The sequence below is a fragment of the Treponema sp. OMZ 906 genome, from assembly GCF_024181185.1.
Lineage (GTDB): Bacteria > Spirochaetota > Spirochaetia > Treponematales > Treponemataceae > Treponema.
Map to the genome: position 1 here is coordinate 517,643 of NZ_CP051196.1, position 25,215 is coordinate 542,857.

Genomic DNA, 25,215 nt, shown 5'->3' on the forward strand with positions numbered 1-25,215 from the left:
GGTGTTATAGCATAAAGAGTGGCTTTGGTCAAAGGATGCCGGTCGCTATTTCTGTGGCAGCGGGAGGCCGTCTGGACGGATGTCGGCGTAACGGCCGGAATTATTCCAGTAGGCATAGCCTTCATCAATGGAATCCTTAATGCCGATAACCTGTCGCTGCACATAATCTTCATTATAATACTTTCTGTCGTACGATACGGGAATATAAAATGCTTGCGTCCACGGCCGGATAACTACCTTATTGTGTGCAATAATTTTATTCCGGTAGGAGCCTTGCTGATAAATGCGGTACGGGCGTTCCTCTGGCGGCTTTTGCGCCAGAAAACTTTGCCGGAAATGGCTGGGATAAAACATCGGGCATATCACATCCACATAGTCGGCAAGCACTTCAACTTCTTGCCCCGTGCGCGCTCCGGTGCGGTACCATCCGTTCGCCCCGTAAATATCGATTGAAATCGGTGCGTGGATTTTTTCCCGAGCATAGGCGAGAAAAGACATGATGGCGCTTTCCTTATCCATGCCCTGCTCTTGTGCAGGGTACCGTGCCGCATAGAGATTTTCCCCATCGGTGGGGAAACGGATATAGTCGAACTGAACTTCATCAAAACCTCTCCGAATCAGTTCTTGAGCAATTGCCGTATTGTACTTCCATACATTTTCGTTGTAGGGGTCTACCCAATATTCTTCAATCGGCTCTAGAATTCCGTCAACGGTTTTATAGCCCTGCCACGGATTGCCGCTTTTATCTTTTATCGCATATAAATTTTTTCGGTATCGATACAGCTGCTTATCTTTGAAGACAACAATGCGGGCAACGAGGTACACCTTACGTTCTTTCGCTTTTGCGGTAAAGTCTTCAAGCTGGATAAAGGGACGCACCGCCCCCACCGCCTGTATTTCTTCATCCTGTGAGTCGTAGCGGACGAAGCCGAAATCATCTTTCATATCGATAACGAGTGTATCGAGTTTATTTTGTTCAAGCAGATCGAAATAGCGCTGCAAACCGGTGGCTGTCCGTGCCTGATGCGCCGGTAGATAGACTCCTTTCCGTCCCGCAGCGCGGCGGAGATAGTCCGTTTTCCGTGTCTTTTCTCCCTCATCGAACAGCCACAATTCCGAAAGGCTCACCGCTTTACCGAGTCGCGTCATCCGCTGCGGTATCCACGCCGAGAGCGGCTTTGAGGCAATACGTTTAAGTGTAAGTTCTATTCCCTTCAGCCGGTTGGGAGCGGGCGCCGGCAGTACGAGCGGTATTTCAAACAAACCGCCATTTTTCGTGCCAACGATGGACATTGCAGCGGGGCTCAGCCCGTCGATACAGCGCGCATCGGCGATGCTGTCCGTCCAGTCAGAAACGGCATTAAAGCGCTTTGCCGACCAATCGAGTTGGTACAGTTTACCGGTAAATGTTTGCGTAGCATACACTTCCTGTTTTTGCTGATGGGTATATACGACAATATCGGAAATTTCTTCATCGCTTTCCGGCCCGGGTACAAGCCCCTCACTTAAAGGCTGCCATTTGTCGGAGACGGACGGTTGCTTCCATGCCGCTCCGTAGATAGAGTGCGATGCAAGAACGGTAAGCTGCGGATTTCCCTGCGCATCCGGCAGGTCAAGCACGCATACGGCCTTTAACCCGTTGACCGGAGTATGGCAGCCGAGGTTGCGCCAATGCCTGCCACCATCTTCGCTTAAAAACACGGCGCTGTTTGTTGCGGTAATAAGAGTACCGGGACGGGACGGATGGGTTTCCAAATCTTTCAGCATCTGAGGTTTTTTTATGAAGGATTTTTCGCCGTCGGTTATCTTTTTTATCACCTTTATCGGAAGACCGTCGTTGATATAATCAAATTTCGTTAAATTATCTGACCGCGTAATGCCGCTATCGGTGAGGAAAAACCATGTATTCCCACTTCTGATAATTTTCCGTACGGCCATCGTATCCCAAATTTTTTGGGTGGACACGGCGGTAAGTTTATATAATCCGTCTCGCGTACCCGCCAGAAGAAAATCCTGCGCATGAACCGACATCGCAGTAATAAATGCCAAAACAATCAACAGCCGTTTCATAAAGGGTAATTATAACCGATATAACAGCGGGGGTCTATGGAAACCTTGCCTATTTTACCTAAATTGACTACAGTGTTGCTTATGGGAAAGAAACTATATACATTAGCAATTTTACTGATGGCACTTGCAGTGTCATTGTTTTCATGTGCGACCGGCAATAATATTGCAGTGCCGGATACGTCGTTGAGCGATACAAGAGAGCTTGCGGAACAAATCGTCAGGGAGTTAAATTACGTAAGAACAAACCCTCGGCGGTATGCAACGGAGGTATTGGAGCCGCGCCTTAAATACTTTGATGGCAATATGTATGACGAGCCGGGAAAAGTCCGGCTATTGACCCAAGAAGGCATTACGCCGTTACAGGAATGTATACGCGTATTAAAAGACACTGCTGTCGCGGAACCGTTAACCTTGGAAACAGGATTATGCCGTTCGGCGCAATGGCTTGCGAATGATCAGGCATACACCGGAGGGATGGGGCATACAGGGAGTGACGGTTCCGATCTTGTTACCCGAATCAATCGATATGGAACATGGGGAATTCTCTGCGGTGAAAACTGTGCGTATGGTAGTATTACGGCGCGGGACATTGTCGTACAGCTTTTGATCGACGATGGAGTACCGAGTAGGGGACACAGGATTAATATCCTAAAACAGGAGTTTAAGAAGGTCGGTATTGGTTTTAACAAGACCGGAAATGCACCTTACGGTGCCGTTACTGTAATGGATTTTGCGGGCAGTTATACGGGGATCTCTAAAAACTCCAGTTTTTAGGGATTCTTAAAAGCTCGTTTTGTTACAATTCTGCTTCTTTTTTTATCGATACCTCTTTTATTTGTGACGTATTTACTGTATAATACTCTTTATTCGTGCGGTTTAATACCTTCCGTTCATCGGCAATGCTCTGCGTTATAACAAGCGGTATTAAAGCCGACTGCAACCACCTTATGAAAACAACATACCTAGACGCTCTGCGCCGTGGTATGTTGTTTCAATAGAGAGTAGTAAAAACAACAAAGCATTTTACCAGGAGCGGGTATGGAAACAGGTAAAAAGATATTTGGCAGCAAAAAAAAATATAGACCAACGGTAAATTTATGGAGTAGTGTCCGTATAAAATTTATCGTTATTATTGTTACTATTTTGCTTGTTGTTATTATCAGTGTTGCCACAGCTCTCGCAATTGCCATTATCCGCCCTTATAAAGATTTACTTTCAAACAGCCTCTTGTTGCAAACAAAAATATTACTTGATAATCTTGAATTACGGGTTCAAACTCATTTTTCTAACCCCACTCAGGAGGATTTTGATCTTTTATTATTGAATCGGGTTACTTTCCCCGAAGCAAAATATGTTGTTGTCACAGGTAGAAGCACTCTTCCGGGACAGACGGGGCTTCACTACGTCCTTGCAACTGATTATCAAGATATCACTAAACTGATTAATACCCATCGATATATTCCCGGGGAATCACAGTTTTATCCTGAAGGAATTGAAGAAATCCTTCAAAAGCTGATGTATATTAATGATGAAGCCTCAACAATCGTTCAGCAACATATCGACTCGATTCAACTGCTCACAAATGAGATGGAAGGGTTGGATATACATCGCGATTCGTACATGCTCAAGCGCCAAACTGAAATCCAAGCAAATATCAGACATCTGGAAGCAAAGCTGCAATCTAATCTTTCGGCACTGGCCGATCAAGGTTTTGGTTCCTACCCTGATTATTCCATGCAGAATCTTTCAAAAAAACGGACAGAATATTTATTCTATGAACCGATTATCTATTATAACCCTGAAAAACCGAAGGAGTGTGTTCAAGGAATTGTATTTGTTGATATTTCGGTAGAGGGGCTTTTGGAAAAAATAAATGAACAGCAAAACCGATTAATTCATATCATCGTCCAAATCTCATTGATAGTATTGATTGCGGGTATCTCTACTGCATGGTTCCTCAGTTCATTATTTGTACGGCCGCTCGGTTTGTTGGCAGCGCACGTCGCATTAATTCGCGATACCGAAGATAAAGAGAAGTTAGCTGGTAAGTCGGTTCAAGTTACCTCACGAGATGAATTTGGAATGTTGGGAACAACGATTAACGATATGACTGAAAGATTGGCTGCCGCTGCTGCTATTTCTAAAGATTTAAAGGTTGGAAAAGAGATACAAAAGATGTTTATCCCGCTGGATCTTAGTTCCTCCGGCAGGAAGCTGACAACTGGCAGTCATCGTGACATTTATTCTGAATTTTTCGGTTATTACGAAGGCGCCCACGGTGTTTCAGGTGATTATTTTGATTATAGAAAATTGGATGCCTTCCACTATGCCGTTATAAAGTGCGATGTTGCAGGGAAAGGGGTTCCTGCTGCCCTTATTATGGTAGAAGTAGCGACTTTATTCCAAAATTATTTTCAAAATTGGAGCTATAAACGAGACGGCTATAATCTCAGCGATATTGTTATGCGGATTAATGACGTTATCGAATCGCATGGGTTTGTGGGGCGTTTCGCTGCATTTAGTCTTTGTATTATCAATATGCGTGTTGGCGATGCTTATTTCTGTAATGCAGGTGATAATATCGTTCATATCTACGACAAACAGGCACGGCGCTTGAAAAGCTATACGTTGCGTTCAGGGTCGGCTGCCGGAGCATTCTCTTCGGAAATGATAAATCTTAACGGTGGGTATCCCGTAGAGAAAATACACCTGAATTGTGGGGATATACTGTTTCTTTATACTGACGGTATTGAAGAGTCCAAACGCAAGCTTCGTATCCCGCTTTCGAAGCCGAAAGACGGTGCCGATGCTATATTATCGGAGGATAATGGTGACAACAATCATCTGATAGGTACCGACAGTGAAACATTAGGAAAAGATAGGGTCGAAGCGATTATTGAAGCGGTTTTTGCTCGAAAAAAGTTTACGCTCAAAAAACGGCAGAGCGATCATATTTATGAGCAGATGGACTTTGATTTCTCTTCGTGTAACGGGACGATTGAGGATGCTGTTCTGGCGCTTATTTCAGTTGAGAAAGTCTTTAGAATGTATAAAGACAGTTCCGCGCAATCTTTTGATTGCGTCCAAGTAGATAAAAAAATCGATGCGTTCTTGAGTAAGTGCTTTCTGCAGTATGATATTTACTGTTACGATAAGGAGCCTCATCCTATTTACGATGAATATTTTTACTACAAACAAATAAAAGAAGATATTCAATACGATGATTTGACCATTCTTGGTATTGCACGCAGGGTACCCGTTTAAACGCCTGTTACAGGGCTGTGTATAAGTTTTATATGAATATTGTCAACTCTTACTTGACATTTTTCCAATTGTGTTTTATTTTATACCAAGTACATCGCAGGGTAGAGCAGTTGGCAGCTCGTCGGGCTCATAACCCGGAAGTCGTAGGTTCAAGTCCTACCCCTGCTAAGTTTAAAAAAAGGCATCCTTCTTTTGGGGATGTCTTTTTTTTTAATCAGGAGGTAAGATTATGGCTATTGTTGAACGTTTGGCAAAGCATGTTGCTGATTTTGGTGTTTTGTATACGAAAATACACAATTATCACTGGCATGTCGGTGGACTTAACTTTTTGGTTATTCATCAAATGACTGATGGTTATTATGAAGATGTTGCAGATAGCTACGACTCTCTTGCTGAACGTATCTTGCAGTTGGGCGGCACCGCTCCTGCTTCGTTGAAGGAATATTTGGCTCTGACCAGTATAAAAGAGGAGACAAAAAAATCTTTTACAGCAAAAGAAGTTATTACCGGCATCAAAACCGATTTTGAATACTTAGTGGCTGAATTGCACGAAACCCGTAAGGCAGCTGCCGATTCGAATGATGCTGCTACCGATTCTCTTTTAACTGACATAATTGCCGGTCTCGAAAAGAAAATCTGGATGCTAAACGCCGCCCTTAAATAACGTTTTTGATATTTTTTTCAATGCGCGAGATTTTGTGTAAAATTTCGCGCATTTTTTTTATCTCAGAGAAAGGACAAAATGCATCAGGCTAAGTAGATAAAATGGCGGAAAAATTGATGCTATCCTTGACAGTTCTGGCCGAATAGCATCAATTTTTCCGCGGGGTTCCTAAAAACCGGCCTGATGCATTTTGCTCCAAAGCGATAGATTGACTTTTTTATAGTGCTATAGTATAGTCCTCTGTCTAGTATATTGAGGAAGGTTTATTTTCAGCCGCTAAAGATAGCGTGGCTGAAAAACACGGCGAGTTCGCTTTCGCGAACGTCGCTTATTGACGTATGCGCGTTCCGCGCATCAATGCAACAATCTCCAAAATTGATATTTTGTTCGGTCGTTGCATTTTAAGGAAATTTTGCTTTCCTCGCTATCCCAAGATCTTTTAGGCGGGTAATGCGCCTGATAATTATATATAGAAGGAGTCTAGTTTTATGAAACGGACATTTCAACCGAGCAGAACAAAACGCTTGCGCCGTCATGGATTTCGTGCGCGTATGGCAACACGCGGAGGACGTGCAGTTTTAAAGAGTCGCCGTGCAAAGGGGCGCTATAAGCTTTCCGTATCCGACGAAAAAAAGAGTTACTAAGAGTTTAACACATGGAACGCTCTTGTTTGCCTAAAGAAGAGCGTCTTTGCGGCGCCGCGCGGATACGGACTCTGTTTAAAATAGGTCTCCGCTATAGCTGCGACGGCGCAAAGTTGTTCGTTTTACCGAATAAATTACCATACAATCGTTTTGTTTGTACATTTAAACGACATTACGGTTCCGCCGTACAAAGAAATAAGGCTCGTCGTTTATCTAGGGAAGTATACCGTCAAATGAAATCCCAGCTTGTAATAGGAAAGGATATTATTTTGCTTATATTCCCCGGTGGCGATACTTTTTCTATACGGACAACGCAACTACAGTGTTTGTTTAAAAAAGCGGATATGTTTTCTATTCGATCTCAACAATATGAAACACAATTATCTGAAAAAGATTGAGCGTTTTTTTACGTTTTTGTTATGCGCGGGGGTAAAGGTGTACCAAAAGTGTATTTCTCCCTTATTCCCGCCTTGTTGCAGGTATTATCCCACCTGTTCTCATTACGCCCTTGAAAGCCTGACAAAATATGGGCCGGTTAAGGGAGGGTATTTAGCGGTAAGACGAATTCTGAGATGTCATCCTTTTCACAAGGGAGGGTATGACCCCGTTCCCTAGGAGATTCGTTTATGAATAAAAATACAGTTATTGCAATGGTGCTTTCCGGTCTTGTCATTGCAGCTGCGATGTTTGTGCAATACAAATTTTTTCCCCCTGCCCCCGTACAGCAACAGCCGTCTACCACCGCCTCTGTAACGGAGCAACAGGCAGCAGTCCCGCAAAATACTTTCGTAGCGGAAAATATGCCTGCTGATTCAGCTGTGCTGGAAGTCCCTGATGAAACTGTTATCGGTGAACAAATCGTTACGATTAAAACCAATGTTGCAGAAATTACGTTTACAAATCGGGGCGGCGATATCATTTCGTATAAGTTGTTGGAACACAATAATTCCAAGGGTGATTCCCATGTAGAAATGGTAAAAAACCTAACCGATCGGAATAGAGCGTTTTCGATTGCGCTTGGCGGTGCTCAAGCTCCCGCTTTAAATCAATTCTTTAATGTCAAAGAAGAAACAGTAAACGGAAAGCAGACTGTCGGCTTTTTTAAGACAATTTCGATAAAAAACCAAGACGGTTCCATATCTTCGTTTACACTTGCAAAAAGATATACCTTCCTGCCTGATGATTATATGTTCGAACTTGCCGTTACGGTCAGCGGCGATGCCGATATGAAGGGGTTGAATTTTGATAATGCGGGGTATACATTGCGGACAATGCCGCAAATCGGTCCTGATTGGGATGTAAAGGCGGATCGCTACGAGTATCGTAACTTTTTTGCGTATATAGACGGGAAGAAAAAAGATGCTACATTAAAAGCCAATCAGACTAAGTTGATTACGGATTCCGTTCCATGGGCAGGCATTTCGGGAAAATACTTTAGCCTTATCGTTATTCCCTCAACCCCTGCGCAGCAGATTCTGTATTCTGCCGCGCAGCCTAACGCAGATAGGGTACAAGACGGGCAATTGTTTTTTTTGCGCCCTGTTATTACCGGTAATAAGGTAACCGATGTGTACCGTATCTACCTCGGCCCGTGTTCTGAAAATATTTTAAGCGCTTATAATATTCCGTCAAAAAACAATTACAATTATGACAATCTGCGTATTGATACGGTTGCTGTTTCAAGCGGTATTTGGCGTCCGCTTGAAGTGTTGCTTAAATGGTTATTACAATTCTTCTATAAACTTATCCCGAACTGGGGCGTTTCGATTATTCTTGTAACGATTTTGATCAAGGTTATCTTTTTCCCGCTTACTAAGAAGAGCTCGGAATCAACGCAGCAGATGCAGAAAATGCAGCCAAAGATTAAAGAGTTGCAGGAAAAATATAAAGGCAAGCCTCAAAAGCTGAATGAGGAAATGGCAAAGCTTTATAAAGAAGCCGGTTACAATCCGCTCTCGGGTTGTCTACCGCTATTGATCCAATTGCCGATATTATTTGCGATGTACCGTCTGTTTAATAACTATTTTGAATTCCGCGGCGCTATGTTTATTCCCCATTGGATACCGGACTTATCTATCGGTGACAGTGTCTTGCAGTTCCCCAGTCCTATTCCCTTCCTCGGATGGACGGATCTGCGTATCTTGCCGATTGTCTATGTGATTTCGCAGATGGTCTTCGGAAAAATAACGCAGACACCGACAAACGATCAGCAACAAAACAGCACAATGAAAATTATGATGTATGGTATGCCGTTGTTCTTCTTCTTTATGTTCTATAATGCGCCGTCAGGGTTGCTACTCTACTGGACATGCACGAACTTCTTAATGCTTGTTCAGCAGATGATCATTAAGGCAATGATGAAGCAGAAAAAGGAGGTTCGGAAATGATTTATGAATTTGAAGGAAAAACCGAACGTGATGCTATAGATAAGGCAATTGCCGAGCTCGGTGTAGAGTCTGATCAATTTGATGTGGAAATTGTTGAAATTCAGAAAAATTCACTTTTCAAGAAGGGGTATGCTAAAATCCGTGTACATATTGACGATAAAGCGACCGTAGAGAGACCAACTAGCGACACTCCCCTTCAATCTGGACCCGGTCGAGAGGCTGCTACGGATAAAGAGGCTGATTTGGTGAAATTTATCGGTGAACTCATTCATGCGATGGGGTATATCGCAAATATCGAAATCCTTTCACATGAAGAACACAAATTGCTTGTGCGGCTTTCTTCTGAGGATTCTGCGATTTTAATCGGTAAGAAAGGGAAGAATTTGGATGCGCTCCAGCTGATCGCTAATGTGTATGCCGGTAAAATCGGAATTTCGGAACGGATTATGCTCGATTGCGAAAACTATCGGCTCCGTCGTGAAGAATCGCTGGTTCGACTTGCTTATACCACTGCCGATCAGGTTGTAACAACGAAGACTTCGGTCTTGCTTGAGCCAATGAACCCCTATGAACGTAGACTTATCCACAGCACACTTGCCGACATTCGGGATGTCGATACGAAGAGCGAAGGTGATGGCTTATACAAACAAGTGCGTGTGCTGTATAAAGGGCTATAGCGGATGAGGCGTTGTCTTGTTCTTCTTACCCTTTTAACAGCCGGTTCTCTTTTTGCACAGGATATCGGCAATGTACCCGATTCGGTGATTTCTGTGCTGGATTCGTTTTTATCCGCTGAGCAGCGGATAGAATTACTTAAGCAAGGACATCTTTTCCGGTCGGTGTATAATAAAGAGAACGCTGTACCGCGGCTTGCGCCGCTTTTCGCCGTGCCGCAAACATTTGCGGAAAACTGGAACAAGGGTAATCCTACTTTTTTGATAGAAGCGTTGTATGTGCATAAAAAGACGCAAGGCAATACAAAAGACATAGAGAAAATCTCCCGCATTCTCCGCTCTGTTTCAAAGCTGGAAGGACTGCAATATTATTCGAGCAGCCGCAAGAAGATGCGGACACTCTACGAGGCGTCGTATGTTATTGACGACCCTAAAACACAAGGACGGATTGCCGATCCTGTTGACAATCCTGCAGCGGATTTTTCGGTCTATGTACTGCAAAAGGATTTAACCTTCGATAAAAATATTTATCGTTACCGTTTCTGTTCTGATGCCGATTCTGCCGGTTTTATGTCTACAAATATCGATGTCTTAAAGTATTCGATATTTAAAGCAATGAAACCTGAAAATTTAGAAGTATCGATTGCAGTAACCGACCTTGGCGAATATCTACTGGTACATATGCTGACGCGTGCCGATTTTACTGCGCCTTCCATTTTTAGGGAGCGGGTACAGAATTCGTTTAGAACACGGGGAGAAGCGATTTATAATTGGTTTATTGCGCAATATGAAGACGGGGTAGCACTTTGATGGAGGAACTATGCGGTTGAATAAGATTCTAGTGCTGGTTTTACCGGTTACTTTTTTGATTATCGCGACAGCAGCTGCTGCTGCGATTATTTTAACGGGAGATTCTGAAAAAGGAAAAAAAATGAATGCGATAAGCGCTGAATTACAAAGGGACGGTATCTATGCCGTTATTGATACGAACAAAGGGGATATTGTTTTGGAGCTGTTTTATAAAGAGACGCCCCTGACGGTATGTAACTTTGTCGGATTGGCCGAAGGAACATTGGATGCGGCAAAGGGAAAACCTTTTTATGACGGTTTAACCTTCCACCGTGTTATTTCGAATTTCATGATTCAAGGTGGCGACCCTGACGGCAAGGGCACCGGCGGGCCGGGATACCGATTCCCTGATGAGTTTGTCGACAACCTCAAACACAATACTGCCGGCATTCTTTCGATGGCAAATGCGGGGCCGGGGACAAACGGGTCTCAGTTTTTTATTACCCATGTGCCGACGCCTTGGCTTGATGGAAAACATACGGTATTCGGCCGTGTCGTAAAAGGGCAGGATGTCGTCAATAAAATTGTGCAGGGTGATCGGATGAATTCCGTGTCGATTATCCGTAAGGGAGCTGAAGCACAGAAGTTTACTGCAACGCAAAAAGATTTTGATACTTATCTTGCAGGCGCTACAGAGCGGGCAAAACAACGTGCTACCCAAAAGCGGGAAAAATATGAAGCTTTGATAAAGCAAAAATTCCCCAATGTCGTTAAGACCGAAAACGGTATTTTCTATACAATTACGAAGGAAGGGAAGGGGGCAAAGGCTCAAACAGGCAAGACCCTGACGATGAAATATAAAGGTTCGTTGCTGGACGGCACCGTATTTGATGATTCCGATATGCATGAACCGCTCAAGTTTGTTGCCGGTGCAGGACAGCTCATTGCAGGGTTTGACCAACAAGCGGTACAGATGGCAACCGGCGAGAAACGGATAATTGTTATTCCGCCGGAACTGGGTTACGGTTCACGCGGAGCTGGTGGGGTTATCCCTCCCGATAGCTATCTGATATTTGAGCTTGAACTACTGTCGGTAAAGTAATCTCCGGCAAAACCCTGTGAATTGACTACGCATTTTTTTTGTGCTAGTATTTTAAGGATATTTATCATAAATAAGGATGTAAATAATGAATGCAATTCCATTGTTGCAGCAAGCCGCCTCAGGGGGTAGTTTTATTCCGTTGCTTGCTCTCGGTCTTATCTTTGTAATTTTCTACGTTTTTATTATCGGCCCTCAAAAGAAAGAGCAAAAGAAAACGCAGGAAATGATTGCCTCCGTTCAGAAGGGTGATAAAATCATCACAATCGGCGGTATTCACGGTGTTGTTTCTTCCGTAAAAGAAACAACGATTATTCTTAAAGTTGACGATAATTGTAAGCTCGAAATGAATCGTTCCGCAATCGGCAGCGTTATATTGGACGAAAAAACGAAAGCGAGCCGCCTGGCAAATGTGCCGGAAAAGGCATCTCTGCTTTCTGCTCTCTTTAAAAAGAAAGAAAAGAAAGCTGAAGATTCCAGCTCCGAAAAACCGCAGCCACCCGATTTTTCCGGCGGAGCGGAATAAACGTTTCCATTATCATAGGAGCGTATCAGCTTATAAATCGTTCGTGCTGTGCCTAACCCCCAGTATGAACGTTTGTTTCCGTTAGATGAGGAGATAGACATGAAAAAGCGAACTCGATTCGTGATTGTTCTGGCTGTGTTAGGCCTCTGTTTTGTGTTTTTGTATCCCACCCTTAAATGGTATTTTTGGACAGATAAAGACGATAAGGCACTGGCGCTCGGTTCCAGAGAAAAAATTAAAGATTATGTCATAAATATGACAAAAACGGATATTGATGCATTAATCGCATCTGCAAAAAAAGGTGATTCCGAGCCGGTTTCAGCAAAATATGATCCGCTTATTAAGGCTGCAAAGAAGAATTTAAAGGATCTCGGTAAGGAACGTCCATCGGTCTGGACAGCGAGTGCATTGCTCGCAGCATTCCCTGGGAGTTCTGAAGAGAGGGCTCGTTCGGCAATGAGTTCTATCCTAGAGGATTCATACCGTAGCAAAATACTCGGTATTAAAAACGCGCAAGCAAATGCCGTAAAACTCGGGCTCGACCTCTCTGGTGGTATGAGTATTATCATTAAAGCAGATTTAAGTGCAGTAACCGGCGATAGTGGGGATAGCAGTACTTCGGCAAAAAAAGAAGCGATGAATTTAGCTATTGATACCATTTCGAGCCGTATCGATAAGTTCGGTTTGACGGAACCTGTTATCAGGCAGCAGGGTGAAGATCGTATTTACGTTGAAATTCCGGGTGCTGCCGATGCCGACAAGATCAATTCTATTATCATGGGGCGCGGCTTGCTTGCATTCCATATTGTAGACGATGATGCGACTCAAGCTTTTTATTCCTACTATAATGCCAATCCAACGCGTACTTTTGATGCGGACTATAACCTTATTGATCCTTCGATTATTCCTGCAGACACCAAGGTACTCGGTGTATATAGCAAGGATGTGTACGGTTTGGATGAACGGCAAGGTTTTCTTGTTATAAAGAAAGAAGCAGCGCTTGAAGGTAAACACTTGCAGCGTGTAAGCACAACCACGAGTCAAACCAATGAACCGCTGGTTGTATTTGAACTCGATAAGGAAGGTTCGGAAATCTTTGCAACCGTCACTACCGCAAATCAAGGTAAACGGTTGGCTATTGTATCCGACGATAAGATTAAATCGGCGCCGAATATCAAGGAGCCGATTACCGGCGGTACGGGAACTATCAGCGGTTTCAGCGCGGACGAGGCGGAAAACCTTAAAACAATTTTGCGCACTGCATGGCTCAATGTACCGCTCGAATTGGAAAACCAGCAGGTAATAGGCGCCAGCATGGGAGAGCAAGCCATCAATCAGGGATTAATGGCGTTGCAATGGGGATTAATTGCAGTTTTGGCGTTCATGCTGATTTGGTATCGCGCAGCCGGTATTAATGCTTGTATCGCGCAGATATTGAATCTTTATATCGTATTCAGCGTGCTTTCAGCCTTTAATCTTACGCTTACACTTCCGAGTATTGCCGGTATGATTTTGACGATTGGTATGGCGGTTGACGCAAACGTTGTTATTTTTGAAAGAATTAAAGAAGAACTTGCCCTGCACAAAAGTAGAGAAGCAGCTATTCAAACCGGTTTTGATCATGCCTTCTGGGCAATTATGGATTCCAATATCACTACCTTTATTGCAGCCTTGTTCTTATCAATATTGGGAACCGGCCCGATTAAGGGATTTGCTTACAGCTTGACAATAGGTGTTGTTTCTTCCGTATTTACAGCTCTTTTTGTTTCACGGCTTATCTTTGATTTTGGCACGGAAACATTACACCAAGAAAAGCTGCACATTACGTGGAGGTCGCTCGCATGAAAAAAACGATAAAATTCAGCAAGCTTTTTGCCGTTATGGTTGTTTTGAGCTCTGCTCTTATTATTTCCGGAATTGTAGGTTTCTTTACTAAAGGTATTAACTTCGGGATCGATTTCCAGGCAGGGTTTATCGAGAAAGTACGATTTGCTCCTACCGCATTTATTTTAACGTATGATGGCGAAAAAAATATACAGGTAGCACAAAGTTCCCAAGGAATTGATATTACCGTTATTTCGGTGGATACTGAAAACAAGGTTGTATCTTTTAAGTATACTGAATACCCCACAGTTGGGCAGTTTATTGAGGCCATACAACAGCAAATTGATGGTGTAAAGGTTAAAGCACTTGCAAAGACCGATACCGCATTGCAAAGCGTGTTTATTACCTCAGAAACATCTCGCCTTACGACGGAGCCATTCCGTGCGCATTATATTCCCGAGCAAATACAACCGATCGATGCCGATGAGGTGCGTCATGCACTTGCTTCCATCCCTTCGGTTTCAGTACAGCAAGTTGGTGAATCACGTGACCGCGTGTTCCAAATTCGGTTACCTGATAACGGCACATACACCAATGCAAACGCTGAACTGCGGGCTTTAATTAATACTGCGCTGGTAGCTGCTTATGAAGCGGATAATTTTGCCGTATTGAGTACCGATTTTGTCGGCTCTCGCTTCTCCGGTTCGCTTGCTCGCCAAGCGGTACTTCTGGTAATTGGAGCATTGTTCTTAATCTTCATTTATGCTTTAGTCCGTTTCCGTTGGACATTTGCATTAGGCGCCGTGCTTGCTTTGGTTCACGATGTTCTGATTATGATCACCTTTATTGTGTGGACGCAGATGGAGTTTAATTCCACCACCATTGCGGCAATTCTGACAATTGTCGGATACTCAATAAACGACACGGTTGTCGTATTTGACCGTATCCGCGAAAATATTCGGCTTAATCCAAAGCTTGCATTGGTTGATGTTTTGGATCTTGCACAAACCGAAGTGTTGAGCAGAACAATTATCACAACCGTTACGACAATGCTTGCCGCTGTTTCGCTTTATATCTTTACATCCGGTAGCATGAAAGACTTTGCGCTTGCCTTATTGGTAGGTATGATAAGCGGTGTATATTCGACAATCTACATTGCCGGCGCTTGTATCACCTTCTTTTCCGGTAAAAAGCACGCAGGTGAGTTAGCACTCGGTGGTACTAAAAAAAGACCGGTTGCCGAGGTAACCATATAATCACTGATATACCTCTAAAGATTGTAAACCTCTAAAAACGTGAGTTTTTAGAGGTTCTTTCTTTTCTTATTTAGTCAAAAAACAGACAGAGCCCATAGACTTCTCTACATCCGGCATTTTTTAACACATGGGCACAGGCTTCAAGCGTTGCGCCGGTCGTCATCACATCATCGAGCAGCATGACTTTGTCGGGAACGGCCTTCGCCGAAAATGTAATTTTCCCCTGTAAGTTCACTGCGCGATCGGCCTTGGACAGCTTTTTTTGCGGAATGCCGTCCTGGCGCTTTAAACACCGGTATATCGTCAGTTCCGGATAAACCGCTAAATCCTTCGCAAGATCTTCAATTTGATCCCAGCCTTTTTCCCGCAGTTTTTTAGGACGCGGCGGCACCGGTACGAGCGGTAGACTTGCAAACTCCGGATGTTGTGTGAGAAAGTTGTGGATAAGCGGTGCAAATACGGTGGAAAAGGTGCGAATACTATTGTTCTTCCAAACAGGCAGCAATTTTTGGCCAAGACCGATATAGGGAAAAAGTGTAAAGATACGATCGCAAGCAGGCCGCGGTTTTTCTGCGGTTTCGTCGTCAGTCGGCCTGCAACGGGTACAATACTCGTGCTCGGAAATGAGGATTTTCCCGCAGTGCTTGCAGCGAGGTTCGGCTCGGCATAAATGCTCCAAATCATCGGAACCGATATACGGCTCAAATTCCGTTTGAATACAATGGCTGCACAGCGGCAGCCCTGCCTCGCTTGCGTTCCCACAGAGGATACAAGTCTGCGGGCACAAAAGCCCGCTGTAACATTTACGTAATACATTCTTCACATGATACAAAGGCACGATGCGTTTCATATAATCTCCTATAACAGGGTCGACCTTTTGCAGCCTTATTATGGTCTTATATAGCACGCGAAGGAAAATGGCTTGTATTTATTGATTTTCTGCAGAAGATTTTTCAGAATTTGAAATTATACCAGCCTCTTGAGTGTCAACTGCCGCTGAGTTATCTTTTTCAGCTTGTGTTGCTGCCGTCTGACTGTCTTTTTCAGCCTGTTTTGCAGCGATGGCTATTTGTAGCTGCTTTTGCCGGTTTTCTTCAAGCTGATTCGTATCGTTAAAAAAGCTATATGCCTTTTTTATATCGTCGTAATGAAACGGGATACTGTCGATATAGTCGTCTACGGTCAATTTCCCATCGAGGGTCTCTACTTGGAAGCCTTCAAGCAACAGGTATTTTTTTCCGTCCTTCAGCAAAAAGTTGAACCGTACATGGTTTGCAATTTTTCCTTTGGCAATGAGCCTACTTATCGTCTCTTTAGATGATGCATAGACATAGAGGGTCGTTTCACCAAGGTAACGCTGTCCGTTTTGCCTATGCTGGGAATCGGCTATATTGCTTATGGTAAAAAAGCGGTCGAGTATGGTCTTCATTCCGTTGTTTACGGAAAAATCAAACCGATAGGTATACAGCATTGTATCGACTTTAAAACTGATAAAATCGTCTTTTGCTTTGGGCATTACGCAACAATCAATAGCGTAGACAACGTCAAACTGATGATTTGTCGTATTGACTGTAACACCTGCAGCGACCGGTTCCGTATACAATGCCTTAGAGGGTAGCGTTGTGCAGGCTGTAAGGCAGAATGCGCAAACAGCCGCTGGAATCCAAACTGTTTTTAAAAAGTTATTCATAATATCCTCCTTTGGTCGATAAGTGCTGTTAATCAGAATTCATCATAATCAGTACATTCTCAATTTTTCCAATTATATTATATAAGTAGAAAATTTTTGTGGAAGCAGATTGCTACCCCATCAGCCCCATTAGCCGCGCTTGCAGTCCCTTGCTCTTTGCGACCTTCCGCATTGTTTGGCGGGTCTTTTCAAACTGCTTTAACAGCTTGTTTACTTCGGCGACGGATGTACCGGATCCCTTTGCAATGCGTTTGCGGCGGGGCGGCCCAATGATGTAGTGATTTTCCCGTTCTTTGAGCGTCATCGACTGGATAATCGCCTTTTGCCGCTTAAAGCCTGCTTTGTCGATATCCTCGGCGGAAATTTGACCGGCAAGCCCGGGCATCATATCAAGCATGGATTCAATCGAGCCCATCTTTTCGACATTTTCAAGCTGGTCGAGCATATCGGAAAGGGTGAACGTTTCCGTCGCCATCTTTTTCTGCAAGCGGGCGGCTTCTTCCGCATCGATATTTTCCTGCGCTTTTTCGACGAGCGAAACAATATCGCCCATACCGAGGATTCTGCCGGCAATACGGTCGGGATAGAACGGTTCAAAATCTTCGATTTTTTCGCCGACGCCGACATACAGGATAGGCTTGCCGGTTACGGTTTTTAACGATAACGCCGCACCGCCGCGAGCATCGGAGTCGAACTTGGTTAAAATAACGCCGGTCAGCCCCGCCTGTTCATCGAAGGCTTTGGCGACCTCGGCAGCATTTTGTCCTGTCATCGCATCGGCGACGAGGAGGGTTTCTACCGGATTGACCGCCTTTTTTACCGCGGCGATCTCCTGCATCATCGCTTCGTCGATTTGCAGCCGTCCCGCCGTATCGACGATAACGGTATCAAAGCCGTTTTTCCGTGCATAGGTAACCGCGTTTTGTGCAACCCGTACCGCATCCTTGGTGTTTTCTTTATATACGGGGACGTCGATACGTTCTCCTAATGAGGAGAGCTGTTCCACAGCTGCGGGACGGACGAGGTCGCAGGCAACGAGCAGCGGCTTACGGCCTTCTTTCTTTAAACGGGCTGCCAGCTTCGCAGCGGATGTCGTTTTACCGGAACCCTGCAAGCCGAGGAAGAGGATAACCGACTGGGTGTCGGGGCCTTTCAGTTGCAGGCTTTTCTTTTCATCGCCTAAAAACGACAGGATTTTATCGTGGACAATCTTGATAAACTGCTGACCGGGATTAACCGATTTTAATACGGTTTCTCCCTTTGCTTCTTCGATTGTTGCATTGATAAAACGGCGTACTACGCGGAGGTTGACATCCGCTTCGAGCAGCGCAATTTTTATTTCCTCTACCGCTTCTTCAATATTTTTTTCGGTAATGGTTGCCTTGCCGCTTATCTTGCGGACAATGCCGCTAAACGTATTGGTAATTTTCTCAAGCATTTTTCATCCTTATTCGTACGGGGGTGTCGATTCATGCGGGGGTTCGCTGATTGAGTGTTAAAAGGTGTTCAATATTTATCAGTTAAAGTAAATGGACTGACCCCCCGCTTTTGCTAAAACCAATCTTTGTTGCCGTCTTCCCAGCTGAAAAATTCTTCCGGCTGAAAAAATAACCCGAGTTCCCGCGCGGCGCTTTCAGCAGAGTCCGACGAATGGACAACATTGATATTGGTATGCAAGGCATAATCGCCTCTGATGGTTCCCGGTTCCGCATTCAAGACCTTTGTCGCTCCGCAGAGTTTCCGCACAATGGCAACGGCCTCATCGCCTTCAAAAGCCATCGCGACCACGGGGCCGGAGGTGATATATTGCACCAGTTCGCCGAAGAACGGCTTATCGGCGTGTTCGGCATAATGCTTCTTTGCAAGTTCGGGACTGATACGCATCAGTTTTAAGGCAACCAGTTTTAGCCCTTTTTTTTCAAACCGGCTGAGCACTTCTCCTGCAATCTGCCGCTGCACTACACCGGGCTTCATCATCACAAATGTTCTTTCCATAATCTATTTTCTCCCATTTTTGGCGATGTCTTAAAAGTGTTTTCTTTTTCGACATCCCCCTTAATTGACACTCACTTTTTCCAACTTCCAGATATCTCGCACATAGTCTTCAATAGTACGGTCTGAACTGAACTTACCCGATCGGGCGATGTTCAGAAGACACATCTTAGCCCATTTCATCTGGTTGCGATAGTATTCGACAATTCGCTCCTGCGCTGCTGTGTATGCATCGAAGTCCGCCAGTACGTAATAGACGTCCGGCCGCTGACCTTCCACGCCGTATACCAGCGAATCATACAATTCTCTAAAGCTGTTGTCAAAGGGCGGCGTATACGTCCCGTCGATAAGCTGGGTCAGCGCTCTCGCCAATGCAGGATTGCGGTTCAGGTATTCTTGCGGATTATAGCTGTGCTCGTGCTCGATTTTTTGAATCTCATCGGCGGTGATACCGAAAATAACGGCGTTTTCAGCGCCTACTTCTTCCACAATTTCGATATTGGCGCCGTCCAGCGTTCCGAGCGTGATTGCGCCGTTCAGCATAAATTTCATATTGCCGGTTCCCGACGCTTCCTTACCCGCGGTGGAAATCTGTTCGGAAATATCCGAGGCGGGGAAAATCTTTTCTGCAGTCGAGACGCAATAGTTTGCCGCAAACACAACCTTTAATTTTCCCCGTACACGGTGATCATTGTTGATGCGGTCGGCGACGGTATTAATCAGCTTGATGATGAGCTTTGCCCGCCGATAGCCCGACGCCGCTTTTGCGCCGAAGATAAAGGTGTGCGGGATAGGATCATACGTCGGGTCTTCGATAATTCTGTTATAGAGCGTCATCACATGCAGGATGTTTAAGAGCTGGCGTTTGTATTCGTGGAGCCGTTTTATCTGCACGTCAAAAATCGAGTTCGGATCGATCACAACACCCTGTGTCTGCTTGAGGAATTCCGCAAGCCGCTCTTTATTGTGTTTTTTTATCGCGATTAATTCCTGTAGTGCTTCCTGATTATCAGCCAGCTTTTCGAGCTGCCGCAGCTGCGTAAGGTCTTTAATCCAGCCGTCGCCGATATGCTTTGTGATAAAAGCCGAAAGCGCAGGGTTTGCGGTTAAAAGCCAGCGGCGCTGGGTAACGCCGTTTGTCTTATTGTTAAACTTTTGCGGATACAGGTTATACCAATCGGACAGCTCTTTGGTTTTAAGAATTTCGGTGTGCAGCGCCGCGACACCGTTGACCGAAAAGGAACCGACGATTGCGAGCCATGCCATACGGATTTTTCCTTCGCCGATAATGGACATCTTGTTGTGTTTTTTCCAATCGTTCGGGTATTTTTCCCGCAGTTCCAGCAGGAAGCGGCGGTTTATCTCTTCTACAATTTGGTACACGCGCGGCAGTAGCCCTTGGAATATCTCGATCGGCCATTTTTCCAACGCTTCCGCTAAAATCGTATGGTTTGTGTATGCAAAGGTTTGCGTAACAATCGCCCATGCCGCATCCCAGCCGAGGTGGTGTTCGTCCATCAAAAGGCGCATCAGCTCGGGGATTGCCACGACGGGGTGCGTATCGTTTAGCTGGATAACATTATAACGCGGGAAGTCGGAAAAATTTGTACCGTGTTTATGGATAAATGAACGCACTAAATCCTGTAAACTTGCAGAAGTGAAAAAATACTGCTGCTTTAAGCGGAGCGCTTTTCCCGACGGGCCGCTGTCGTTGGGGTATAATACGCGCGAAATATTTTCTGCGGAGTTCTGCTTTGCAACCGCAGCGGTGTATTCCATATTGTTAAAGAGCTGGAGGTCGAATCCATTGGGAGAGGAGGCTTCCCACAGGCGCAGGCGGTTGACGGTTTTGGTGCCGTATCCGATGATCGCCATATCGTAGGGGGTTGCGATAACCTCCTCGGCATTTTCCAACCGATAGCACAGGGTGCCGTCTTCTTGCTGCGTGCATATCGGGGTGCCGCCGAAGCGTACCGTTACCGCCAAATCGTCGCGGCGTATTTCCCACGGATCACGATAACGCCGCCAATTGTCGGGGTATTCTACCTGATAGCCGTTTTCAATCCGCTGTTCAAACATACCGTACTGGTAGCGGATACCGTAGCCGTGTCCGGGATAGTCAAGCGTTGCAAGCGAGTCCAAAAAACAGGCGGCGAGCCTACCGAGACCGCCGTTTCCAAGCCCTGCATCGGGTTCTTCATCCTCGATGTCCCGATACGAGGCGGAAAGCTCCGTTAAAAGTTCTTCCATCACGGCGCGCATACCGGTGTTGTTCAAATTATTCGAAAGCGCTCGCCCCATCAAAAATTCGGCGGAGAAATAATACATCTGCCGTACATTGGGCTGCTCCTGCGCGGCTCTGGTTGCGGATATGTTCGGCTGGATGCTATCCATAACGCTGCTCGCCGCGGCATCATAGAGCTCACGCTTTGTTGCCTCGGATATGTCCTTGCTGAAATTCCGTTTCAACTTGCCTAGAATACTTGCCCGTAAGGTTTCTTTTAATTGAGACATAATCTACCTCGCTATTTCAGAATTAACACGACGGCTGTCGCGGCTAATACAACATATTTTTGCTGATTTTCCGACAGCGGCGCCTGTTCGGGATCGGTAAAATCTTCCCCTGCCGGATAGGATGTATCGATCAGCCGATACCAATGCTTTCCTTGCGGAGGAGGGCATATCGTTGCAGTAACGTCTAAACTACCGCCATTTAATATGATGTAAAAGCTGTTATCATCGCATTCGGCTCTCGTTTCCGCCGCGGAACCGTCAAGAAAATACGCTAAAAACGATGAAGGTTGGTTCCAATCGGGGGTATTGCCCTGTGCATCATACCAGCTGATATCTTGCTTACGCCGGTCTCCGGATTGCGTTCCCGTTAAAAATTCCGAACGCAGGAACGCCGGATGCTGTTTGCGCAGGCGGATCAATTTTTTTACAAAGGTCAGTATGTCGGCATTGCTTTGTGTCAGCGACCAATCGAACCAGCTTATCTCGTTGTCTTGGCAGTAGGGGTTGTTGTTTCCCCGTTGTGTCCGCAGTACCTCATCTCCGGCAGTTAGCATCGGAGTTCCCAACGATAAAATGAGCGTTAGCAGGATGTTTTTTGCTTTTTGCTTCCGTAGGGTTTCGATGCGGGTGTTTTCGGTTTTCCCTTCAAAGCCGTTGTTATAGCTGCAATTAAAATCGGTACCGTCCCGATTGTCCTCTCCGTTCTCTTCGTTGTGTTTTCTATCATAGCTTAATAAATCGTAGAGGGTAAATCCATCGTGGCTGGTAACAAAGTTGATGGAATGGAAAGGCTTGCGTCCGTTGCCGGAGTACAAATCGGCGGAACCGGTTACGCGCGTTGCAAGCTCTCTAGCATGGGAGGAATCGCCGCGCCAAAAGAGGCGCACATCGTCGCGGAAACGGTCATTCCATTCCGCCCACCTGCCGCCGGGGAAGTTCCCTACCTGATAGGCGCCGCCCGCATCCCATGCCTCTGCGATGATCTTTGTTTTTCTCAATATGGGATCTTCGGCAATATGCTCAAGGGTAGGCGGATTATCCATCAGTTTCCCTTTTTGATCCCTGCCCAAAATGGAGCCGAGGTCGAACCGGAAGCCGTCAGCGTGCATTTCGATAACCCAGTAGCGCAGGCAGTCCAAGATAAAGGTCTGCACAATCGGGTGATTGCAGTTGAAGGTGTTGCCGCAGCCGGAGTAATTCCGGTAATAGCGGGCGTTATCTTCTAATATATAATAGATGATATTATCCAAACCGCGGAACGAAAGGGTCGGCCCGAATTCGCTGCCCTCCGCCGTGTGATTAAATACGATGTCAAGAATCACTTCGATGCCGTTTTTATGCAGCTCGCGCACCATTCGTTTGAACTCGAATACCGCACCTATGCCTTCACGGTCGGAAGCGTACGACGACTTAGGCGCAAAGAAGGCGATGGTACTGTATCCCCAGTAGTTTTTTAACACTATGCCGGTTCGAGGATTTATTCTAGTCAATTCATGCGCGTTAAATTCCTGAATGGGCAGCAGTTCAAGGCTGGTAATACCCAGCTCTTTTAAATACGGGATAGTATCGATAATCCCCTGATAGGTTCCCTTGTGCTGTTGCGGTGCATTGGGATGGCACGAAAGCCCTTTTACATGCGCTTCGTATATGATGCAGTCCTTCAACGGATAATTGAGGGGATGGTCGCCCTGCCAGTCAAAATCATCGTGAGCTACTGCGATGCACTTGGGAAAGTGAGCAGGCGACTGTTTTGTTAAAAAAGCAAGGTCGCCGTCTATATGCGGCGGAGGTGTTTGCGTAGAAAAATTTCCGCTAAAAGATTCTGTGTTGGCAAGTCCTTGTGAGTATGGGTCGAGCAGATAATTGCCGACATTAAAACGCATTCCTTCATAAGGGGCAAATGGGCCGTCTACGCGGTAAAGATATAAGGCATTTTTCGGCAGTCCTTTTACAAAGACATGCCAGATATCTCCTGTTTTATTCGTTTGAGGATCAAAAGTGTATGAACAACAAGGCGCGGAATCTTCGGATTTTGCAAAGATATCCAACGTTACCGAAAAAGCATGTCGGGAAAAGACACTGAAATTTACGCCGTCGCAATAGACAGCAGCACCGGCTGGAAGCGGGCTACCCGGCAAAAATGATAGGTTTTCCATGAACGAAACGAAATGTAGCACGAAAAGTAAAATTATGCTATACTCCCGGTAAGTATCGGATAATTGCATCAGGCTATTTTTTTATATCCCGCGGAATAAAGAGGTTGTTCAACCAGAACTGCCAAGGATGGCAGTGGTTCCATGCAGCAGCGATGTTTTGTGCACGCACAAAACTCGCCTTCAACGGTTGTACACGGATGTACAACCGTTGAAGATGGTTCAAATGCTTGCCCAATCTCCTGATTTTGCGATTCATATTTATTTGTCTGATGCGTTTGCCCGCCTTTCCTAAAAGTAGTGTGAAATTTTGTATATCTACAAAATTTCATACAGAAGGATAAAAGTTATGAAGAAGATTCCGATTGTCAGTACGGTTGTAACCACAGTAGACGCGATGCAGCAGGCGTGTAAGCAGTCAAACTTCAGTATTATCTCGCAACAATTACATGATTACAGCGAAGCGCTTGCCGCTTTTCGATACGAGATGCCGGAAATCAAGATTATCGATTTCGGTGATCCGGCTGTTCATGCGGAAAAATGCCTTAAAGTGGTAAAGGATGATCCGTGGCTGCTGTTCGGGGGCGTTATTGCAATTACCGATTCACAGGATCAAAAGGCAACGTTGACGCAGCGGAAAGAGCCTAACTTTTTATTCGTTTTAACACGCAAGGAATTTGAACAGTATGTTGCACAAATTATTAAAATTTTAAATTCACATGAACATTTTTTAGTCAATCGCGGTATGAACCATCCTGCGAATGAACTTGAGCATGGCAGCTTTATGAGTGAGACCGACCCGTTCGAAATTATGTTCTATGCAAATCTCATTTCTACCTACCTTTATAATACCGATCGTGTGAATGAGGCTGAACGGAGTGCCTTTCAAGGCGCGATGATGGAGCTGCTGTTGAATGCCGTAGAGCATGGAAATTGCAATATCAGTTATAATGAAAAATCAGAATGGCTCAAACAGGGAAAGGATGTACTTGAGCTCATCAGGATAAAACGGAAGGATCCTGCCGTTGGAACAAAAAAAGTCTTGATTACGTATGATATTTCTCCTGAACGCACGCGAATTACCATCAAAGACGATGGAAAGGGATTTGACTGGCGTTCCGCGCTTGATGCTCCTTTTGAGGCAGGGCTGCATGGCATGGGTATTAAGATGAGTCAGAGTTTTGTGAAAGAACTGTATTATAATGATGCGGGAAATGAGGTTTCATTCGAGGTGCCGAACCAGAAAGACAGCACCAATCTGACGCCGGCAATTCTGCGGGAACAAGAAACCTTTCATTTTAATCACTTGCAGGTCGTATGTCGCCAAAACGACGAAACAAATAATCTCTTTTATATTCGATCCGGTCGCTATGCGGTCTATGTGAATAATACGCTGCTGACAGTGTTGACACCGGCGGATATCTTTATCGGGGAGATGGCTTTCCTCACCAATGATACGCGATCGGCAACGATTGTCGCGATCGGAAACGGTACGTTGGTTAAGGTGCCTAAGATGAAATTTATGAAGCTGATAGAATCTTACCCCCATTACGGTATCTTTTTGTCACGTCTTCTTGCCGACCGTCTTGCGCGTCAATCACGCGAAAGCGCCTCGCTTAAAGCCGAACTCAAAGCCTTGAAAGATTGAGGTTAGGGTAATCGGCGCGTT

Annotated in this window: 21 protein-coding genes and 1 tRNA gene; 15 read left to right on the plus strand and 7 right to left on the minus strand. The window is 45.2% G+C overall.

Features of this window, described 5'->3' with window-relative positions; all coding sequences use genetic code 11:
* Positions 1-45: 45 nt before the first annotated feature.
* Positions 46-2,070, minus strand: a complete 2,025-nt coding sequence (locus tag E4N69_RS02195; protein ID WP_253824349.1) for a putative glycoside hydrolase — start codon at positions 2,068-2,070, stop codon at positions 46-48.
* Between the two features lie 81 nt (positions 2,071-2,151).
* Here E4N69_RS02195 and E4N69_RS02200 point away from each other — a divergent pair, with 81 nt between their 5' ends.
* From E4N69_RS02200 to secF, 14 genes are all read left to right on the plus strand, one after another.
* Positions 2,152-2,844: a CAP domain-containing protein gene (locus E4N69_RS02200; RefSeq protein ID WP_162664713.1), complete on the plus strand. Its 693-nt coding sequence runs from the start codon at positions 2,152-2,154 to the stop codon at positions 2,842-2,844.
* Between the two features lie 264 nt (positions 2,845-3,108).
* Positions 3,109-5,334 carry a SpoIIE family protein phosphatase gene (locus E4N69_RS02205; protein WP_162662331.1) on the plus strand — a complete coding sequence of 742 codons (2,226 nt, stop codon included), beginning with the start codon at positions 3,109-3,111 and terminating at the stop codon, positions 5,332-5,334.
* A 95-nt stretch (positions 5,335-5,429) separates the two neighbouring features.
* Positions 5,430-5,502: transfer RNA gene (locus tag E4N69_RS02210), tRNA-Met, on the plus strand.
* Positions 5,503-5,563: 61 nt separating this feature from the next.
* Positions 5,564-5,998 (plus strand): Dps family protein, encoded by a 435-nt coding sequence (locus E4N69_RS02215; protein WP_230977924.1) that lies wholly within the window; start codon positions 5,564-5,566, stop codon positions 5,996-5,998.
* A 488-nt stretch (positions 5,999-6,486) separates the two neighbouring features.
* Entirely contained in the window at positions 6,487-6,642 is a 156-nt protein-coding gene (gene rpmH / locus E4N69_RS02220) for a 50S ribosomal protein L34 (protein ID WP_006188846.1), read from the plus strand.
* A gap of 11 nt (positions 6,643-6,653) precedes the next feature.
* Positions 6,654-7,040: a ribonuclease P protein component gene (gene rnpA / locus E4N69_RS02225; RefSeq protein WP_162662333.1), complete on the plus strand. Its 387-nt coding sequence runs from the start codon at positions 6,654-6,656 to the stop codon at positions 7,038-7,040.
* Positions 7,012-7,257 carry a membrane protein insertion efficiency factor YidD gene (yidD, locus tag E4N69_RS02230; RefSeq protein WP_162662335.1) on the plus strand — a complete coding sequence of 82 codons (246 nt, stop codon included), beginning with the start codon at positions 7,012-7,014 and terminating at the stop codon, positions 7,255-7,257. The genes rnpA and yidD overlap by 29 nt, the downstream gene beginning before the upstream one ends.
* A gap of 11 nt (positions 7,258-7,268) precedes the next feature.
* On the plus strand, positions 7,269-9,029 hold the full coding sequence (gene yidC / locus E4N69_RS02235; protein ID WP_253824350.1) for a membrane protein insertase YidC: 1,761 nt from the start codon (positions 7,269-7,271) through the stop codon (positions 9,027-9,029).
* The gene (gene jag, locus E4N69_RS02240; protein ID WP_253824351.1) at positions 9,026-9,706 is read left to right on the plus strand and encodes an RNA-binding cell elongation regulator Jag/EloR; all 681 of its coding nucleotides are present in this window, start codon (positions 9,026-9,028) and stop codon (positions 9,704-9,706) included. The genes yidC and jag overlap by 4 nt, the downstream gene beginning before the upstream one ends.
* Positions 9,707-9,709: 3 nt before the next feature.
* Entirely contained in the window at positions 9,710-10,513 is an 804-nt protein-coding gene (locus E4N69_RS02245; protein WP_253824352.1) for a DUF6675 family protein, read from the plus strand.
* 10 nt (positions 10,514-10,523) lie between these two features.
* Positions 10,524-11,594 (plus strand): peptidylprolyl isomerase, encoded by a 1,071-nt coding sequence (locus E4N69_RS02250; protein WP_253715019.1) that lies wholly within the window; start codon positions 10,524-10,526, stop codon positions 11,592-11,594.
* Between the two features lie 85 nt (positions 11,595-11,679).
* The gene (gene yajC, locus E4N69_RS02255) at positions 11,680-12,117 is read left to right on the plus strand and encodes a preprotein translocase subunit YajC (RefSeq protein ID WP_162662342.1); all 438 of its coding nucleotides are present in this window, start codon (positions 11,680-11,682) and stop codon (positions 12,115-12,117) included.
* Between the two features lie 99 nt (positions 12,118-12,216).
* Complete coding sequence (gene secD / locus E4N69_RS02260) at positions 12,217-13,962, plus strand: protein translocase subunit SecD (RefSeq protein ID WP_162662344.1); 1,746 nt, start codon at positions 12,217-12,219, stop codon at positions 13,960-13,962.
* Positions 13,959-15,197 carry a protein translocase subunit SecF gene (gene secF / locus E4N69_RS02265; RefSeq protein WP_162662345.1) on the plus strand — a complete coding sequence of 413 codons (1,239 nt, stop codon included), beginning with the start codon at positions 13,959-13,961 and terminating at the stop codon, positions 15,195-15,197. The genes secD and secF overlap by 4 nt, the downstream gene beginning before the upstream one ends.
* A 70-nt stretch (positions 15,198-15,267) precedes the next feature.
* Here the strand turns inward: secF and E4N69_RS02270 are convergent, their stop codons facing one another.
* The 6 genes from E4N69_RS02270 to glgX form a co-directional block, all read right to left on the minus strand.
* Positions 15,268-16,047 carry a ComFC family protein gene (locus tag E4N69_RS02270; protein ID WP_253824353.1) on the minus strand — a complete coding sequence of 260 codons (780 nt, stop codon included), beginning with the start codon at positions 16,045-16,047 and terminating at the stop codon, positions 15,268-15,270.
* A 78-nt stretch (positions 16,048-16,125) separates the two neighbouring features.
* Entirely contained in the window at positions 16,126-16,887 is a 762-nt protein-coding gene (locus tag E4N69_RS02275; RefSeq protein ID WP_162662349.1) for a hypothetical protein, read from the minus strand.
* 112 nt (positions 16,888-16,999) lie between these two features.
* Positions 17,000-18,325: a signal recognition particle protein gene (ffh, locus tag E4N69_RS02280; protein WP_253824354.1), complete on the minus strand. Its 1,326-nt coding sequence runs from the start codon at positions 18,323-18,325 to the stop codon at positions 17,000-17,002.
* 113 nt (positions 18,326-18,438) lie between these two features.
* Entirely contained in the window at positions 18,439-18,882 is a 444-nt protein-coding gene (ndk, locus tag E4N69_RS02285) for a nucleoside-diphosphate kinase (RefSeq protein WP_253824355.1), read from the minus strand.
* Between the two features lie 60 nt (positions 18,883-18,942).
* A complete protein-coding gene (locus E4N69_RS02290; protein WP_253824356.1) occupies positions 18,943-21,393 on the minus strand; it encodes a glycogen/starch/alpha-glucan phosphorylase in 2,451 nt (816 codons plus the stop codon).
* Between the two features lie 11 nt (positions 21,394-21,404).
* Positions 21,405-23,549, minus strand: coding sequence for a glycogen debranching protein GlgX (glgX, locus tag E4N69_RS02295; RefSeq protein ID WP_253824357.1), 2,145 nt, complete (start codon positions 23,547-23,549; stop codon positions 21,405-21,407).
* Positions 23,550-23,895: 346 nt separating this feature from the next.
* Here glgX and E4N69_RS02300 point away from each other — a divergent pair, with 346 nt between their 5' ends.
* Complete coding sequence (locus E4N69_RS02300) at positions 23,896-25,194, plus strand: cyclic nucleotide-binding domain-containing protein (RefSeq protein ID WP_253824358.1); 1,299 nt, start codon at positions 23,896-23,898, stop codon at positions 25,192-25,194.
* Positions 25,195-25,215 lie beyond the last annotated feature (21 nt).

Excerpts from the sequence above, each read along its gene's own strand:
- E4N69_RS02245 (WP_253824352.1), top strand. The coding sequence starts at position 9,710 with ATGAGGCGTTGTCTTGTTCTTCTTACCCTTTTAACAGCCGGTTCTCTT.
- E4N69_RS02205 (WP_162662331.1), top strand. The coding sequence starts at position 3,109 with ATGGAAACAGGTAAAAAGATATTTGGCAGCAAAAAAAAATATAGACCA.
- E4N69_RS02300 (WP_253824358.1), top strand. The coding sequence starts at position 23,896 with ATGAAGAAGATTCCGATTGTCAGTACGGTTGTAACCACAGTAGACGCG.
- secF (WP_162662345.1), top strand. The coding sequence starts at position 13,959 with ATGAAAAAAACGATAAAATTCAGCAAGCTTTTTGCCGTTATGGTTGTT.
- E4N69_RS02250 (WP_253715019.1), top strand. The coding sequence starts at position 10,524 with ATGCGGTTGAATAAGATTCTAGTGCTGGTTTTACCGGTTACTTTTTTG.
- glgX (WP_253824357.1), bottom strand. The coding sequence starts at position 23,549 with ATGGAAAACCTATCATTTTTGCCGGGTAGCCCGCTTCCAGCCGGTGCT.
- rpmH (WP_006188846.1), top strand. The coding sequence starts at position 6,487 with ATGAAACGGACATTTCAACCGAGCAGAACAAAACGCTTGCGCCGTCAT.
- rnpA (WP_162662333.1), top strand. The coding sequence starts at position 6,654 with ATGGAACGCTCTTGTTTGCCTAAAGAAGAGCGTCTTTGCGGCGCCGCG.
- E4N69_RS02215 (WP_230977924.1), top strand. The coding sequence starts at position 5,564 with ATGGCTATTGTTGAACGTTTGGCAAAGCATGTTGCTGATTTTGGTGTT.
- E4N69_RS02290 (WP_253824356.1), bottom strand. The coding sequence starts at position 21,393 with ATGTCTCAATTAAAAGAAACCTTACGGGCAAGTATTCTAGGCAAGTTG.
- jag (WP_253824351.1), top strand. The coding sequence starts at position 9,026 with ATGATTTATGAATTTGAAGGAAAAACCGAACGTGATGCTATAGATAAG.
- E4N69_RS02200 (WP_162664713.1), top strand. The coding sequence starts at position 2,152 with ATGGGAAAGAAACTATATACATTAGCAATTTTACTGATGGCACTTGCA.
- ffh (WP_253824354.1), bottom strand. The coding sequence starts at position 18,325 with ATGCTTGAGAAAATTACCAATACGTTTAGCGGCATTGTCCGCAAGATA.
- ndk (WP_253824355.1), bottom strand. The coding sequence starts at position 18,882 with ATGGAAAGAACATTTGTGATGATGAAGCCCGGTGTAGTGCAGCGGCAG.
- secD (WP_162662344.1), top strand. The coding sequence starts at position 12,217 with ATGAAAAAGCGAACTCGATTCGTGATTGTTCTGGCTGTGTTAGGCCTC.
- yidD (WP_162662335.1), top strand. The coding sequence starts at position 7,012 with ATGAAACACAATTATCTGAAAAAGATTGAGCGTTTTTTTACGTTTTTG.
- E4N69_RS02270 (WP_253824353.1), bottom strand. The coding sequence starts at position 16,047 with ATGAAACGCATCGTGCCTTTGTATCATGTGAAGAATGTATTACGTAAA.
- yajC (WP_162662342.1), top strand. The coding sequence starts at position 11,680 with ATGAATGCAATTCCATTGTTGCAGCAAGCCGCCTCAGGGGGTAGTTTT.
- E4N69_RS02195 (WP_253824349.1), bottom strand. The coding sequence starts at position 2,070 with ATGAAACGGCTGTTGATTGTTTTGGCATTTATTACTGCGATGTCGGTT.
- yidC (WP_253824350.1), top strand. The coding sequence starts at position 7,269 with ATGAATAAAAATACAGTTATTGCAATGGTGCTTTCCGGTCTTGTCATT.
- E4N69_RS02275 (WP_162662349.1), bottom strand. The coding sequence starts at position 16,887 with ATGAATAACTTTTTAAAAACAGTTTGGATTCCAGCGGCTGTTTGCGCA.